This window comes from Photorhabdus tasmaniensis (assembly GCF_011189505.1).
GTDB classification, from domain to species: Bacteria; Pseudomonadota; Gammaproteobacteria; order Enterobacterales; family Enterobacteriaceae; genus Photorhabdus; species Photorhabdus tasmaniensis.
Window position 1 is genome coordinate 1 of sequence record NZ_PUJU01000032.1, and the last position, 15503, is coordinate 15503.

Consider the following 15503-nt stretch of genomic DNA (forward strand, 5'->3'; position numbering starts at 1 on the left):
CAGAGGGACTTGCCGGAATGACTCACCGGGTGAGGCCTGGGAGGCACTATCCACGAAAATCTATGCGTCCCAGAACCCGATGGAACTCTTTTGATGCCCCGGCAAGAGTTTAACCGAATGCCATTGTTCTGACCATAGCCCCGATTTGTTCCCTTGCTCCCTCTTAGCCCTTGCTACGTCTGGCTTTCAACGGAAAAATCGATTTTGAATAGCACTTGATAAAACGTGATAACCTGTTGAATATAGGTTTTTTTATTTTTTTTTAAAATTCAGGTAATCCGTTTGGCTACCTTTGGCATCATTCCTGTTTATTCTTTCTGTCTTGACCTATACGATTCAATGTGTCAATGAGAGTTGTTCTTTTTACACCAAAATTACGGCAAATAGCAGCTTTGGACATACCGTCTTCCAATGCGGTAAGAATTGCCTCCAATTTTTCACCTGTGACCGCTCGTGGCCTTCCTCCTCGTTTTCCTCGCCGATTGGCTACCGCTAAACCGGCGATAACGCGTTCTTTTGTCAGAGAACGTTCATATTGCGCCAGAGCACCAAACACATGAAACAATAATTCACCGGATGGAATGGTTGTGTCCATCGCTTCCGTCAAAGACCGAAACTGGACATTTTGACTTTGCAGTTGATTTATAATGCTTAGCAAATGGGGTAAAGAGCAACCAAGTCGGTCGAGTTTCCAAACAATCAAAATATCGCCAGGCTGGAGAGCATAAAAAAGCTTGGGGCACTTATGCGATAAAGCCGCTAAAGAAATCTCACCTGACAACTTGAATCGCCGCCAGACCATAGGACTGATACTCTGAAGAGCCACTTTAACGATATAGGAGATTCCCGATAAGTACGTTTAGTTGCTCATCCTATCGCCGATTTAATAGAGTGCCCCAAGGTTTTTTATGCTATCGTATCATGTTTTACGTTTTAACCCTCGTTAATCATACCCGATTTTATCTTTATTGACGCTGTTTTACTGACAGTCATGAGCAGTTTTAACAAGTCATCACCCTCTGTTTTCTCTTCATAAATCAGTCGGTAAATGGCCTGATGATATAAAGAGACTCTTTTATGTTTTTTCAGATAATCACCCCATTTTTTCAGGGTTAAAATTATGACAAATTAACCGTTTTACTATTTTTTATTACATTATTTTTATAGCTTGTTTCGTAAAATAATGGCGAGAAAAATTTAATATTACCCTATTTAGATAATATTTTTCTTCGTGCCGATTTCTTTTCAACTCTCTTTTAATGTTTAATGGAATCAGATTAAACGCAATTTACTATCTATCTAAAAAACCTATTTCTTAAGTTAAATACACCTTTTATATAAAAGCGTTAATTTCTTTATATTCATGATTTTAAATGCTCAAACAGGTATAAATAAATGCAGGATAATATCGCCGACAAATGAATTAAACGTGACAGAAAATAAGCCGTTTCCAGTCACGCCGTCTCTTTTTAAAATCTGACATTAATGGGGACCTATTTCTTTCCCCTTATCTAACGGATATCTGAGTTAATCACCGATAAAAAGGTGCTTACAATCGCCAAAAACGAAGGGTTTCTCTTTTTCCGGTATCTGATTCTCAGGTTTAAAACCAACGAGGGTAAAACATATACCAATAGAATTAAAAACAAAGCCTATTGCTTTAATTTTTCTTAATACGGCTAAACGCTATTTTTTCACTATGCGATTAGCCCTATTAAATATTTTAATATAATCTCATATTTTTGTTATTAGGTTAACTTTTCCACTTGGTTAATCGATTTAAAACCCATTGTTCCTGGCTGACGTTTTCTCTGCCAACTCCAGTATAACATCAAATTTTTTTACTCGTCTTAAAAAAACCTTAATCACGGTTTTTACCTTTGATGATTAAAGTTTTTACCTGTTTTTTTCATGATACACTTGTTCTTATTTTACCAGATTTTAAAAACACCGCATATTGTTCAGCCAATTTCGCTAAACACCCCTAAAAACGGATGATAACACCATGCTTCTCCGTTTTCTTTTTCCCTAAGACGGATCTCACCAAAACGTAAACTAACATCCTTTAACTCTATCTCATAAGTATCAGCCAAATGCTGATAAATCGTCTCAGTATCAAGTTCAATCCAGATACTCACACCCGGCGCAAACGATAATTCCGATATATAATCAAAAGCTCCATTTGCTTTTATTCCTGCCGGGCCGCTGTCCAACGCCATAAACTTCGCTTTTTCACCCTCTTCTTCAAGCCATAGATAATGCAACTCATCGGGCTCAGACTGACGAAACGGCTTATGACGCTGTAATTCCGCACACCATGAAGCTTGTTCACGCCACCAGAAAGCAGCACAATAACGATATTCATCATTAGGATCACCTTGAAGCTCTTCCCACAAACGTCGATGCTCAAGATCAACCAAATTTTTAAAAGGTGAACACTCTCCAGCATTATCGCGTTTCTTTATTCTTGGTAATGCACTGATTAGCTCATATTGGTCATGTTCTAATAACTCGCCTAAATCATGACTGGCAAGGAGGTAATCTTTCGACTCAAATCCTGGCCGACAATAAACCGGATGTTCTAAATTAGTCGCTTTAAGTGCCTTATAGTTTTTCGCCAGAATATGCAAATTGGGTATCTTTGGCTCCTTTTGTCGATGACGTTGAATACGTCCGGCAAGTTGTATCAATGAACGCATTGAACTGGGTTCAGCAATGCTCCAATCGTAATCATGATCCCTGCCCACTTCAGCAACAGAGGTTGCCACTACCACAAAAATATGATGCTTTTCCGACGTCTCTTCTAACGCTTTGCGGATTTCTGCCACCTGCCACAACGCCTCTTCATCGTAACGTGTCAACGTGGAATCCAATCGATGTTCAAGATGAGAACGTATCGCCATAGGATGCTGGCTGTGATAAACACAATAATGGATACGTACATTTTTAGAAGACGGTATCTGCAATAACCGCTGTGTTACGGCAACGAGTGGATCGATGTTTGCCATACGGATTAAACCAATAGAAACGGTTTTGCCCGATGGGTGGATTTGGTGATGTTCCTTACGTAGTCTCAACATGGAGTGATGCATCACCTTTGCCATGGCTTGGATCACAACCTTGTCTTTATGCTTTTCAGCCGTTATCGGCACTAATTCAGCTTTACGTAATGGCACGTTTTTTTCCAAACGAACCATGCGCTTGGCGACAAAGGCATCATGCTGATCTTTGAACTGTTGGGCATTAGTCACATCTTGTTGCACCGTTTCATATTCATCAAACCAGGCACAGCAGATATTTACCGGAATACTGGGTTGACCACATGCTAATTGGTATTCTTCTCGCCCAGCACGATAAGCATTGAACAACGCCTGAATTAATGCCGGCGGTAATGTGGCTGATGAAAGCAATACCCGCGAACCTAACAAACCCGCCCAGTTCACTAACCTGCATAAAGCCGGTAAATCGTTAATATCAAAATCATCCGGTTCATCCAATACCAGATCAGACGTGAGTAATCTCAGCATAGGGGCAATTTGCTTCCCACCACGAATGCCTTCAGTAGCCGGAATTAAATGGTCAATGGTCGCAACCAACACAGGCGCACTAAGCAACTTGTTAAGTTTATTATCTTTACGCAGCCAACGATTCAGACTCCCGTTATCCAAGCTGCCGTCATAACTGACATATTGATGTTCAGCAAAGAGTGCTTCAGCGGACGCACTGCCCGTATCTTGCTCAAGTCCTTGATGGCGGAGTTGATGTAATTCTTTCACTGCCTGCGAACCAATCAGTACCGCTAAGTCATCTTCTTCTAAATGCAATCTTTTACGTAATGCATCACCGGTTTGCAGCGTTAACGTCCGTAATCCTAAAGCGATAGAAAAACGGCATCCCTGTTTTTCATCAGATAATCCGTACATGATGCGGGCATTAGCAAAAGTTTTACCGCAACCAGTAGAAGCCATGTTAATACCAAAAAAGCCCTGTTCTGCTGAACGTTCGCGCAAAGCACATGCGGCATCGAACGCCTGATCCTGCCACCGATATTTTCCAGCTTTACTGCGTTGTTTAAATCCTTTATGACGGGTAATCGCAGGTAACGTTTTACGAATATGAGGCAAACTTCTCCCTAGTAGTAAAGCATTCTGCCCAACGCCAATATTGTGTTCATCTAATCGCTGCTTGCATTCGCCGGTGGTTCTATCAGTATTGGCAAACACACCATAGTTAACATCCTGCCAGCCCAAAGTTGCAGGCAATGATGAGTAATGATGATCGGCCAGCATTAAAACTAGTCGAGACATGTGACTAGTGAAACGTTGGTTCAAATCGCCATATTGCGCTAATGATGTTGATTGCAACGCTCTTTTCGCAAATTTTTGTGCTTTCTGACACCAAATCTGACTACGGATAGGTGTACCCTTTGGGAATGTCCAGACATCACGCTTATCCTGATCATTCCAGTCCTTCTTATCCATGTTGACTGAATTCCATGATGGCGCTAACTGATTAACCAGCCAATTATCAATGTATTTCAGTTGCGGTTCGCTTGAATAATTACGGTGATAAGAAGGATAAACCGGAAGGCGATGATGCGAGAGGATCAACCAAGCTACAGTGGTGGCTAATGGCGGTAAGTTAATAAAAGGGTTTACATAGCGATCAATACTATCCCTAATCAAACGGGAAAGAATCTTATCCTCATCACCAGAATCAATCTGACTTAATGAAGTCAGCCATTCCCTATCATTTTGTTCCGCAACAAATGCCCGAAATAAACGCAAAGATACCCACTCATGCCGGTACGGTTGAAACCGTCCATCACCCTGTAAACCTTGCTGAAACAACGTATTAGCTTTACCAAAATCATGGAATAGCCCGGCGATAGCAGCCAATAAGCTGATGGCTTCAACACCATTCCAATGATTTTCATCCTGACTTTTCAGCACATCGCGTTGCGTCGTATTAGTGGGTACAACTCCCCGCGAGTTAAAGCGCCGTAAGTTCCCGACAATCCATAACAACTCAGTTTGGCTTCCACTCTTGATCCAATGGCAGGCAACCGCAGTGTTACGACGCGCTGTTTTACGCAATAACTTACGTAAAGTGTTTAAACCTTCCAGTGTGATAGCCGTCTGCCAAGTCCGATCACCTTTTCGTTCAGCAAATTGATCCAATATTCGGCGAGTTTCTGTCAGCGCCCGTTTATTGCATTGGGATACTAAGAGAATATTCATCGTGCCACCTGACTCAGTTGTTGAGCGGTTGTTTGAAGCGCACCGATCATGGAATCCAATGCCTCCGCTTTTTGAAATCCACTAATACAGCGTTGGCGGAATTCCTGTTCATCCTCTCCAGCCATTGCTGCGATAAATGCTTGCGGCAGTACCAAGGCATCTTTAATGAGATCAGCAACATCGAAAACTAAACCACCACGACGGGTTTTTCCATGTAATACAGCCAGACCATGCGGTAAACCAATGACCCAAGTTGCAACAGCCGCTAATCCGTAAGCCAGATAATTACCGTGATCAAGAAAACGGTTTGCCAAATCTACACCACCACCTCGTTTTGCCCGGATAAAATCACCATAACTCACTGCATTGGCTGCCAGCTTATATAATGCTTTAGTCATCACGGCTTCTTGCGCCATTAAATCCTTATTATTGCGGCAATCTTCAATATTCTGCTCATAGCGGGTGAGTAATGACAATAACCGCTCACTATTAAGCATAAAAGAGTTGTTTCGAAGCATTCGACTACTCAGCCAATGCTCACGGATTTGAGTAATGCGAATTTTCTGAAAAGCAATGGCTGCTGCCAATCGTTTTTCGTCATCAAACCAGAAACTCACCCAATCTTGTAAATACTCTGTTGGACGATATTCGCTTTGCGGTGTCAGCCAAGATACATCAACCTCAACATCATTAGCCGCGAACAGCGGTGTTCCTCCACCACCACAAAAACCGACTAAAACACCCGCTCTGGCGAATTCACGCATTGCTGCCTGAGTAATAGAAGTGCCCGTCCCCAACATAATAACGGTGGTATTTGCTATCGGGATATTCCAATACAGTGATTGCTTTCCCTCATCAGTGACATATTCAACACGGCCACCATTAACTAATACTCGACAATATTGCAGGTAATAAATATTCGAGCGTTTAGAATGCAAAATAGTTTTAAGATCACTTGGAGAGAAGTTGTTATCCATAATTTAAAAATTACCTAAATAATTAATTTCATTTATGGTAAATATTATGCATAAATTTCACACAAGGTAAAATATTGCAAATGCAAATCAAAAAAAATTTACAATTCTTTGCTAAATTATTACATAACACTTTTCATGAACAGGGATAGCTCCGAGTTTCTTATAACTGCCTGTACGGCAGTGCACACTACTGGAAAAAACCCTTTTCTAAGTTTATATTTCTAAGCTGCCTGTACGGCAGTGCACTGTTGATCCTAATAAAAAACAACCTGACATTCCTTTCTAAGCTGCCTGTACGGCAGTGCACGGACGGGATCGTGGATATGCAGTTGTGGGGCCTTTCTAAGCTGCCTGTACGGCAGTGCACTAAAGTGATGACCTGGGTGTGCCGTAATAACTTTTCTAAGCTGCCTGTACGGCAGTGCACAAATCATGAGTAGAGTACCTGGTCATTTCGTATTTCTAAGCTGCCTGTACGGCAGTGCACTTTTATTGCGGAACAATCTGGTGATGATGTTCTTTCTAAGCTGCCTGTACGGCAGTGCACAGTTACATATTAACTGTAATCTATTGATTATCAAAGAACATAACGGTTAGAAAGTGACAACCCCCTTTTTATAAGAGATATTTTATTCTTCTTTAAAATCAACATATTAATATTCTATGCAAAAAAAGGGTATAAATTAGGGTACTGTGAAAACATCATCATTTATAGGAAAAAATACATTAGCCCACGACGATAAAGATGAGTACACATACGAATGAATTCTCCAGCACCGTTGGAATGATGTGGTACATCCATGTGTAACAGTAAGGTATGAATCTTAGGAAAATTATTTATAAATATAAGGTTAGAAAGAAGTGGCGGAGGAGGAGAGATTCGAACTCTCGGATGGTTTCCCATCGGCGGTTTTCAAGACCGCTGCCTTAAGCCGCTCGGCCACCCCTCCGCAATGGCGTGCACTATAAACAGCACCAAGACAGATGTAAAGCCCTCTCGTGATCGATTGCCGTAAATTTACTCTTTTTCACTATTATTGGCTTATTTTCTCCGCATATATACAGACTATCCTTGGGTATAAAAGTGTTTTTTGCTAAATTACTGTCATCTTTTTTTGATGGTTAAACGATTATGTTGGTATTCGAAGGTCGTGAGATCGAAACCGATGCACAAGGTTATTTGAAAAACAGCAGCGATTGGCAGGAAGCAATGGCTTCATTACTCGCTGAGCAAGAAAATATTGATTTAAGTGAGCAACATTGGGAAGTCATTCGTTTTGTCCGGGGATTTTATGAAGAATTTAATACATCCCCAGCTATTCGTATGCTGGTAAAAGCAATCGCACAAAAGTATGGAGAAGAAAAAGGTAATAGCCGCTATCTTTACCGCCTGTTTCCCAAAGGACCAGCAAGGCAGGCAACTAAAATCGCCGGGCTACCAAAACCGGTAAAATGTATCTGATAATAACCAGGCTTAGTGGCGGACGCTAAAGTCTGCCACGTTCTCCACTGCGCAGGACTGAGACGAAAAACGATCGATCCGCGCCCCCGGTGGCCCACCCTGTTCTAACCAATGAGTTAAGTTATCCAGTTGCTCACTTTCACCATAAGCGACAATTTTGACACTACCATCATGCAAATTACAGACGTAACCTGTCAGCTTATTGGATTTCGCCCAACGAAAAGTTTGATAGCGAAATCCAACCCCTTGGACCCGGCCGTAAACATAAATGGTTAACCCATATTTCATCATAATGACCCCCTATCTACCCAGTCACCTTGCGGTATCGCTCACATATATAGTTAAGCACGCCATTCTCGGTTGTGTTTTATATTTACTACAGCTAACCTGAAATTAGGTGAAGTCGCTCTCGCAATTATTAAAGCTAGAAAATGACTTCAACTACCGGGTATGCTCTTGTAATTCACCTTACTGCCCTCATATTCGTATCAATGCAAGGTTTTTTTGGAGGTGGCTATGATTATTGCCAGCAAATTCGGTCTCGGCCAACAAGTACGTCACAAGCTTCTGGGTTATTTGGGCGTCATCGTAGATATTGATGTGGAATATTCTCTAGAACAACCCCAAGAAGATGACATTGCATCCAATGCAGCCTTGCGTTCTGCTCCCTGGTATCATGTTGTGATGGAAGATGACGACGGCCAGCCTGTACATACTTATTTAGCCGAAGCGCAACTATCCTATGAAGCATCCGATGACCATCCAGAACAACCTTCCCTGGATGAGTTAGCAGAATCCATCCGTAATCAGTTACTAGCCCCACGACTGCGCAATTAACCCATTTTATATTCCTCGAAAGGCAGTTCTTGTGTTTTTAAGCTGCCTGTACGGCAGTGCACGAGTTTTAATAACATGGAGTTGTAACGCCAGCTTTCTAAGCTGCCTGTACGGCAGTGCACAAACCCACTAAGCAGGGTGCTGATGAAGAGACTTTCTAAGCTGCCTGTACGGCAGTGCACACGTATTGCAGGCCGACATCAACCCCCAGCTATTTCTAAGCTGCCTGTACGGCAGTGCACGATTGCATTTGTTCAGATGAGCTTTCAATGCCTTTCTAAGCTGCCTGTACGGCAGTGCACTCAGGTCGATATGCTGATAAAATTAATATTCATTTCTAAGCTGCCTGTACGGCAGTGCACTGCTTGCATGACAGTGCTGTCTCTATCCCCTCTTTCTAAGCTGCCTGTACGGCAGTGCACGATCTCCCTGGGCATGATTTTCCAGGCTCTCTTTTCTAAGCTGCCTGTACGGCAGTGCACTGTTGCATATTACCTCTAACCGGCTGACTATCAAAGAGTATAGTTATAAAAAGTGAAAAAACCCTTTTTATAAGGGCTAATTTATTTTACTTTAAAATCAAAATGTTATTGATTAGCGATAAAAAAGGGTCAAAATTAGGGTCCGTAGAAACACGGTATCTTATAGCAATATTTAGAATCTAAGCGCCGCTTGCCATCTAGCGCCTTAAATTCGTTCAACTTAGACATCAACCAGGCCCCTTTCACTCATTGATGAACAACAGAACAGGGGTAAACCGAAATATATTACTTTTCCAGCCCTAATCTTGGGATTTCAATTTTCGGGCAGTGATCCATAACAACTTCCAGACCTGCCTCCTCCGCCAACTTTATCGCTTGTTCGTTAATAACACCAAGTTGCAGCCAGAGCACTTTTGCTTTGATATCTATAGCTTCTTGAGCGATTCCATATGCAGCTTCAGCGTTGCGGAATACATCTACCATATCAACAGGCTGAGGAATATCAGCTAATTGCCCATAAACGTGTTGCCCAAGCAATGTTTGCCCGGCAAGTTTCAAGTTGACAGGAATAATCTGATAGCCCTGTTCCAATAAATAAGCCATCACTTTATAACTTGGACGATCAATTTTTTCACTAGCCCCTACCAACGCAATAGTTTTCACTCGTCTCAGTATGTCCGCAATTTGCTGGTCATTCATTTATTACTCCTTAGCAAAATCCAATATTTTCACTTTGTTTATTCAGCCAAAGCAATACATTAAGGCTTACGCTGAACAGGTACATTTAACCGCTCTAGTTGATGCACAAACACAGATGGATTCTTCTTATCCTGCATCAACCAGACCCGCTTCTTCGCCCGGGTTAATGCAACATACAAAAGACGACGTTCTTCCGCATCAGGAAAATCTTCCGGTTGTGGCAACAAAACCAACTCCATCACAGATTCCCTTGCTGGTGCAGGAAAACCATCTTTCCCCTGATGCAATCCAAGAATAATCACATAATCCGCTTGTTGCCCTTTCGAAACATGAATAGTCATGAACTCTATTTTAAGCTTAGGCCAGCGAGTCGCTGCTTTTCTCAGTAATTCAGGTTGCAAGTGGTGATAACGTGCCAGCAATAAGATCGTTTCCTCCTCAGTGACATAACCACTCATTTTATTCAACAAAGGTTCAAGCTGATCTTCTGGCAGGATGACAACGGACTTTTTGTTACCTTTAGTCAAACTGTTTAGTTGCTTCCTCAATTGATTTGGGTTTTGTTGCACAAATGCGTTAGCAACCTCACCAATCCGATCATTAAACCGATAAGAGGTATCCAGTACACATTCAGTACCTCTGCCAAAATAATCAGCAAATGCAGTAGGCAGCACTAACTCAGCACCATTGAAACGATAAATGGCCTGCCAATCGTCCCCTACGGCAAACAAGCAACTTTGGCTGTTTTGCGCCCGCAATGCAGCGAGCAATTTAGCCTTTAATGGTGAAATATCCTGAAATTCATCGACCAGAATATGCTTCCACGAGCTGATAAATCGTCCTTTTTCCAGAATATTCACTGCCTGGTGAATCAACCCTGAGTAATCAACAGCGCCTTCTGTTTTCAATTCAGATTTCCACGCTTTTAATAAAGGCCCCATCAAGCGAATGCATTTTTGAAACTGATCCAGATACTCTTCCTGAACCTGCTCTGTCATAGCCTTCTGACTGCCACCGTGCATGTGCATTAAACTCAGCCAGCGCTCAAGCCTGCCTGACAAACGGCTAACAAGCTGTTCATCACGCCAAAACTCACCTTCCGGCACTTGCCATTTTAGCCCCTCAGTCAGCCATTCCCGCCAACCCTTAGCTTGTGCTTTTTTCTCACTGCATTGCTGTTGCCAATGTTTAATCAGAAAATCTCTTCTTTTTTGCCCGTCAGTTTCTAATATGCTGATCTTAGGCGCTTTATGACTTCCTTGTTGAATGATATACAGCGCCAGTGCATGAAACGTTTTTGCTTTGATATCTTCCACACCAAGACGAATCTGAATCCGTTCATTCATTTCATCGGCTGCCTGATTACCAAATGCTAACAGTAATATCTGTTCAGAAGTCGCCTGTTGACGAAGCAACAGCCACCCCACTTTCGCCACCAGCACGGATGTTTTTCCACTCCCCGCACCAGCAAGAACTAGCACTGAATTTTCACCATTAACAACGGCCAGGCTCTGAGAAAGGTTGAAAGGAGATGTTTCTACCCGCTGAAAAAAGTCACGGTGTTGTTCCAACATACGTTCTGTCCATTGCAGATTTATCTTTTCAGCAGACTTTTCGCCATTCTCAAGCCAACGCAAACAAATTCGATACTCGTCCCGGCAATTATCAAATTGCTCCAGACGCTGTAATGGCAGTGGCAAAGCCTGAAATACTGCCTGGATCCGCTGTTGTAACTGGAATAAATCCGCTTTTTTAAACCAGTGATCCTGCTGCTCAATTTTATTGATTTCATTAACCTGAGCCGTCAGTACATCAGCACTGACATCACTCATTTCCTGGCTCCATTTCTGCCATTCATCAAGCAGATAATGGTAAAAATGCTGAGTTTGCCGCCATTCAGTACCATGAAGGCGAATGGCTTGCCCATCGGGCAATTCAAACTCCAACTCACCCCAAACAATGCCCCGTTTGCACTGAATATCAATTAGCTGATTAAATGGGATAAGGTATTGATGCTTCTCACCACTGACTTCGATACCGGCATTCAGCAGACGCACCCGGTTATAAGGATGTTGAGCAAGGCGTTGACCAATTCGTGTTGCTTTAAGTTCCATTATCGTAGCGCCATACCTGAAAATAGTTGAACTATGTCTTATAAGGGTTTTTTATCACTAATAAACCTTTTATCATAATGGTTATTTATGACCGTTATCATTACCTCAGAGGTATTTTGTGCTAACTGTTTCCCCCGGTCCGCGCCGTTTTCTTTATAACAGTCATCTTCTCTATTCTATCCGCATCCTGATCGCCCTGACAGGAACAACGTTAGTGCCTTGGTTGCTGGATAAAGAACCTAAAATAACCATACCATTGACCTTGGGCGTTGTTGCCGCAGCACTGGCTGATCTTGATGATCGTCTGATTGGCCGTTTACGCAATCTGGTGATCACGCTGATTTCTTTCTTTGTCGCGTCAGCCTCTATTGAGTTACTGTTCCCTTATCCCTGGCTTTTCACCATCGGGCTGGCGTTATCCACTTGTAGCTTTATCTTACTGGGTGCCCTTGGGCAGCGCTATGCAACTATTGCATTTGGCGCGTTGCTGATTGCGATTTATACCATGCTGGGCTCGTCTATTTTCCCACTATGGTATCAGCAACCGCTATTACTGTTGACAGGGGCAATCTGGTATAACCTGCTCACCCTCACCGGCCATTTACTGTTCCCTATCCGGCCGTTACAGGACAATCTGGCGCGTTGTTATCAACAACTTTCAACTTATCTTGATGCCAAAGCCAACCTGTTTGATCCTGATATAGCAGGAGAATACCAGCAATCTGTCGTTAATGTGGCAATGGCAAACAGTGATTTAGTGAACACATTAAATCAAGCCAAAGCCTCCTTGCTAACCCGTCTGAAAGGTGATCGCGGCCAGCGTGGCACTCGTCAAACTCTGCACTATTACTTTATCGCACAAGATATTCATGAACGGGCAAGTTCATCTCATGTGCAATACCAAAGCCTGCGGAATATTTTCCGCTATAGCGATGTTCTGTTCCGGTTTCAACGTCTTCTCGCCATGCAAGCCCGTGCTTGTGAACAAGTCGCTCAGTCGATACTTTGGCACAAGCAATATCAGCACAATCCACGCGTTGAACGGGCATTTAACTATTTGGAAAGTTCCCTGCAACAACTCAACGAGCAACAAAAACATCATCTCAAAATTACTGCATTATATAACCTGCTGAAAAACTTGCGGGCGATTGATGCGCAATTATCAGGCATCAGTTCTGGGCAGTACGATCTTTCCAAAGAAAGAAAAGATGAGACCCAACTATCTGATGAACCTTTAACCGGCTGGCGCGATGTCCGTCTAAGGATCAGCCGTCATCTGACGCCACAATCAGCTTTATTCCGCCATGCGATCCGTATGTCTGTTCTGTTGTGCAGTGGCTACGCTATGATCCAGTTGCTGGATCTACAACGTGGGTACTGGATTTTACTCACCAGTCTGTTCGTTTGCCAACCCAACTACAGCGCTACCCGCCGCCGTTTGGCAATGAGAGTAATCGGCACGGTTGCCGGAGTATTTATCGGCTTGCCAATCCTCTACTTTGTGCCATCTATTGAGGGACAATTGGTGCTGATTGTTATCTCTGGGGTAATGTTCTTTGCTTTCCGTAATATTCAGTATGCACACGCGACCCTGTTTATCACACTGCTGGTATTACTCTGCTTCAATTTGCTGGGTGAAGGCTTTGAAGTCGCATTACCAAGGATTGTTGATACATTAATTGGCTGTGGTATCGCTTGGTTAGCAATAAATTTCATTTGGCCAGACTGGAAATTTCGCCAGTTACCACAAGTGATAAGCCGAACGATGGACACCCATTGCCGCTACCTCGATGCCATTTTAGTTCAATATTATCAGGGAAAAGATCATGGCCTGAACTACCGAATTGCCCGCCGTGATGCTCACAATAGTGACGCGGAGCTGGCATCAGTTATTTCCAACATGTCTGCCGAGCCAAAAAGTTACCGGGCTTCCCAAGAAGACGCATTCCGGCTACTGTGCCTGAATCACACCATGCTGAGTTACATCTCTGCGCTGGGAGCGCACCGGGATAAATTGGATGACAAAGTTATTCTGGATATTCTTAATGATGCGATTTGTTATGTCAATGCAGCATTAAAACCAGCATTAATAGATGATGACAGAATTGAGCAAATATCTCTCAACATAGCGAAAAGAATTGAGCAAACCCCAGCAGAAAGAGACAGTAAAGAACAGCTGGTATTGCAACAAACAGGTTTATTAATAGGATTGTTGCCTGAAATTGTCATTCTTATTAAAAAAATTAATCAATTATAGCCAGATTGATATACTGGGGCAGTTGACTGCCCCTTTTATTTAGCTATTCACGATAAAGATCTAACAAGCCAGTTCCTTATGCCAGCGTAATAAGTCATTACGAATCTGTACCGGTAAAACGGCTAAATGGCATCCTTCAATTGCACCAGCCAAAGCAAGTAATAAACTGACATTAGATTTTCTTTTATATTGATACAGTTTTAAATAACTGGCTTTCGCACCCAACAGCCGTAAATCTTCAACTTTACATATTCCTACCTTCCATAACTGGCGTTCAAGAGACATGCCAAGATTAGGCAAATCTTTCAAACGTGTTGGCATCTTCTTTTTACCCGTCATTTCAATTAATGAGTAGTGATAAGCCAAATACGCATATTGAGATAGTAACTCTTGATCTTGCCAAAGAGATTCAACAACCTGGTAATAACGCAAAATTACCGGCACTCCCTTTTTCGAGTAAATATAGTTTTTCATCCCTCTGGCTTTAAATAACACTTCAGCATGACCATTTCCCCGTAAATATAGTTCCCCATCAGCAATAATCGCAAACATAATCCCGTCAGCCAGCAGACTGTAACCGCCAAACTGTGGCTTCCTTGTCAATCTTCCAAATGAAGAAAAACCATTTTTGAGTTGAGTAAAACGCACCTCAGACAACAACATACAGATCACTCCATGAGTTTTGTGCAAATAAATCTTTTATCCATAGATTTGTCCCAACTATTAGAAAAATAAATAACAGGAACAAACAATTGAAAACATACGCAATTCAATTTTCCCTGCCAATGGTTAAATGAGTTTCAAGCCATTTATCGTAAATATTTGCGAAGCTCTTTGAAAAAATAGACTTGATCTTAGCCTGACATAAAGATACTGTATATTAATACAGTTACTTGTGGCGGGGTTCATTATGGGCATTCAATCATCCTGGGTTTACCTTCCTAAACATCAGTTAACAGAAAAACGGCTATCACTCTCTTCACCTGCGCAAGATAATTTAGCCGAACATGGTGGTATAGTGAGTGAATTGATTTATAGTGATAACCAAGCTGTCATTAATCATATATTGCTACCGTTGTTACGCCAGTCAGGAAATGAAGCCCGCTGGTTGCTATGGATTAGCCCTCATAAAAAACTGAGCCGCCAATGGCTAATTCGCTCCGGATTACCTTTAGATAAGATTGTGCAATTAAATCGCATCAACTCCATTACAACGGTAGATGCAATGGAAAGAGCTTTAGCAAGTGGTAATTACAGCGTGGTGCTTGGCTGGTTGCCAACGTTATTAGCAAGAGATACGGTAAGGTTACAGTCTGCGGCACAAAAAGGTAATGCATTGGCCTTTATTATGCGCCCACAAGATGTAAATAAAGGAGCCTATGGCACTGAATCGCAATCAAATTCACTAAAAATTCATTCCATTTACTATCATTGA

General features: G+C 42.3%; 11 protein-coding genes, 1 tRNA gene and 2 CRISPR repeat arrays. Of the genes, 4 read left to right on the forward strand and 8 right to left on the reverse strand.

Features of this window, described 5'->3' with window-relative positions; translation table 11 throughout:
* Positions 1-298: 298 nt before the first annotated feature.
* The 4 genes from C5471_RS14830 to C5471_RS14845 all read right to left on the reverse strand — a co-directional run bounded on the left by C5471_RS14830 (position 299) and on the right by C5471_RS14845 (position 7167).
* Positions 299-802, reverse strand: a complete 504-nt coding sequence (locus C5471_RS14830) for a recombinase family protein (protein WP_133814641.1) — start codon at positions 800-802, stop codon at positions 299-301.
* Positions 803-1961: 1159 nt separating this feature from the next.
* Positions 1962-5240 carry a type I-F CRISPR-associated helicase Cas3f gene (gene cas3f, locus C5471_RS14835; protein ID WP_133814640.1) on the reverse strand — a complete coding sequence of 1093 codons (3279 nt, stop codon included), beginning with the start codon at positions 5238-5240 and terminating at the stop codon, positions 1962-1964.
* The gene (cas1f, locus tag C5471_RS14840; RefSeq protein WP_133814639.1) at positions 5237-6217 is read right to left on the reverse strand and encodes a type I-F CRISPR-associated endonuclease Cas1f; all 981 of its coding nucleotides are present in this window, start codon (positions 6215-6217) and stop codon (positions 5237-5239) included. Before cas1f ends, cas3f begins: the two co-directional genes overlap by 4 nt.
* 158 nt (positions 6218-6375) lie before the next feature.
* Positions 6376-6764: direct repeats of the CRISPR family, unit length 28 nt; unit sequence TTTCTAAGCTGCCTGTACGGCAGTGCAC.
* Between the two features lie 315 nt (positions 6765-7079).
* Positions 7080-7167 (reverse strand) — tRNA-Ser (locus C5471_RS14845).
* 182 nt (positions 7168-7349) lie between these two features.
* Here C5471_RS14845 and tusE point away from each other — a divergent pair.
* Entirely contained in the window at positions 7350-7679 is a 330-nt protein-coding gene (tusE, locus tag C5471_RS14850; protein ID WP_166296055.1) for a sulfurtransferase TusE, read from the forward strand.
* A gap of 12 nt (positions 7680-7691) precedes the next feature.
* On the opposite strand, the gene yccX is transcribed toward tusE, so the two are convergent.
* Positions 7692-7970: an acylphosphatase gene (gene yccX / locus C5471_RS14855; protein WP_133814638.1), complete on the reverse strand. Its 279-nt coding sequence runs from the start codon at positions 7968-7970 to the stop codon at positions 7692-7694.
* A gap of 225 nt (positions 7971-8195) precedes the next feature.
* Between yccX and hspQ the strand changes: the two genes are divergently transcribed.
* A complete protein-coding gene (gene hspQ, locus C5471_RS14860) occupies positions 8196-8516 on the forward strand; it encodes a heat shock protein HspQ (protein ID WP_021326539.1) in 321 nt (106 codons plus the stop codon).
* Between the two features lie 34 nt (positions 8517-8550).
* Positions 8551-8998: a CRISPR direct-repeat array (repeat unit 28 nt; unit sequence TTTCTAAGCTGCCTGTACGGCAGTGCAC).
* Between the two features lie 285 nt (positions 8999-9283).
* Here the strand turns inward: hspQ and C5471_RS14865 are convergent.
* Positions 9284-9697 carry a CoA-binding protein gene (locus C5471_RS14865; protein ID WP_133814637.1) on the reverse strand — a complete coding sequence of 138 codons (414 nt, stop codon included), beginning with the start codon at positions 9695-9697 and terminating at the stop codon, positions 9284-9286.
* Positions 9698-9756: 59 nt separating this feature from the next.
* The gene (gene helD / locus C5471_RS14870) at positions 9757-11811 is read right to left on the reverse strand and encodes a DNA helicase IV (RefSeq protein ID WP_133814636.1); all 2055 of its coding nucleotides are present in this window, start codon (positions 11809-11811) and stop codon (positions 9757-9759) included.
* Between the two features lie 118 nt (positions 11812-11929).
* On the opposite strand from helD, the gene yccS reads away from it, so the two are divergent.
* Positions 11930-14068, forward strand: a complete 2139-nt coding sequence (yccS, locus tag C5471_RS14875) for a YccS family putative transporter (protein ID WP_133814635.1) — start codon at positions 11930-11932, stop codon at positions 14066-14068.
* A 60-nt stretch (positions 14069-14128) separates the two neighbouring features.
* On the opposite strand, the gene C5471_RS14880 is transcribed toward yccS, so the two are convergent.
* On the reverse strand, positions 14129-14731 hold the full coding sequence (locus C5471_RS14880) for a TfoX/Sxy family DNA transformation protein (RefSeq protein WP_133814634.1): 603 nt from the start codon (positions 14729-14731) through the stop codon (positions 14129-14131).
* 247 nt (positions 14732-14978) lie between these two features.
* Here C5471_RS14880 and sulA point away from each other — a divergent pair, with 247 nt between their 5' ends.
* Positions 14979-15503: an SOS-induced cell division inhibitor SulA gene (gene sulA / locus C5471_RS14885; RefSeq protein WP_133814633.1), complete on the forward strand. Its 525-nt coding sequence runs from the start codon at positions 14979-14981 to the stop codon at positions 15501-15503.

Excerpts from the sequence above, each read along its gene's own strand:
- C5471_RS14830 (WP_133814641.1), bottom strand. The coding sequence starts at position 802 with ATGGTCTGGCGGCGATTCAAGTTGTCAGGTGAGATTTCTTTAGCGGCT.
- cas3f (WP_133814640.1), bottom strand. The coding sequence starts at position 5,240 with ATGAATATTCTCTTAGTATCCCAATGCAATAAACGGGCGCTGACAGAA.
- cas1f (WP_133814639.1), bottom strand. The coding sequence starts at position 6,217 with ATGGATAACAACTTCTCTCCAAGTGATCTTAAAACTATTTTGCATTCT.
- tusE (WP_166296055.1), top strand. The coding sequence starts at position 7,350 with ATGTTGGTATTCGAAGGTCGTGAGATCGAAACCGATGCACAAGGTTAT.
- yccX (WP_133814638.1), bottom strand. The coding sequence starts at position 7,970 with ATGATGAAATATGGGTTAACCATTTATGTTTACGGCCGGGTCCAAGGG.
- hspQ (WP_021326539.1), top strand. The coding sequence starts at position 8,196 with ATGATTATTGCCAGCAAATTCGGTCTCGGCCAACAAGTACGTCACAAG.
- C5471_RS14865 (WP_133814637.1), bottom strand. The coding sequence starts at position 9,697 with ATGAATGACCAGCAAATTGCGGACATACTGAGACGAGTGAAAACTATT.
- helD (WP_133814636.1), bottom strand. The coding sequence starts at position 11,811 with ATGGAACTTAAAGCAACACGAATTGGTCAACGCCTTGCTCAACATCCT.
- C5471_RS14880 (WP_133814634.1), bottom strand. The coding sequence starts at position 14,731 with ATGTTGTTGTCTGAGGTGCGTTTTACTCAACTCAAAAATGGTTTTTCT.
- sulA (WP_133814633.1), top strand. The coding sequence starts at position 14,979 with ATGGGCATTCAATCATCCTGGGTTTACCTTCCTAAACATCAGTTAACA.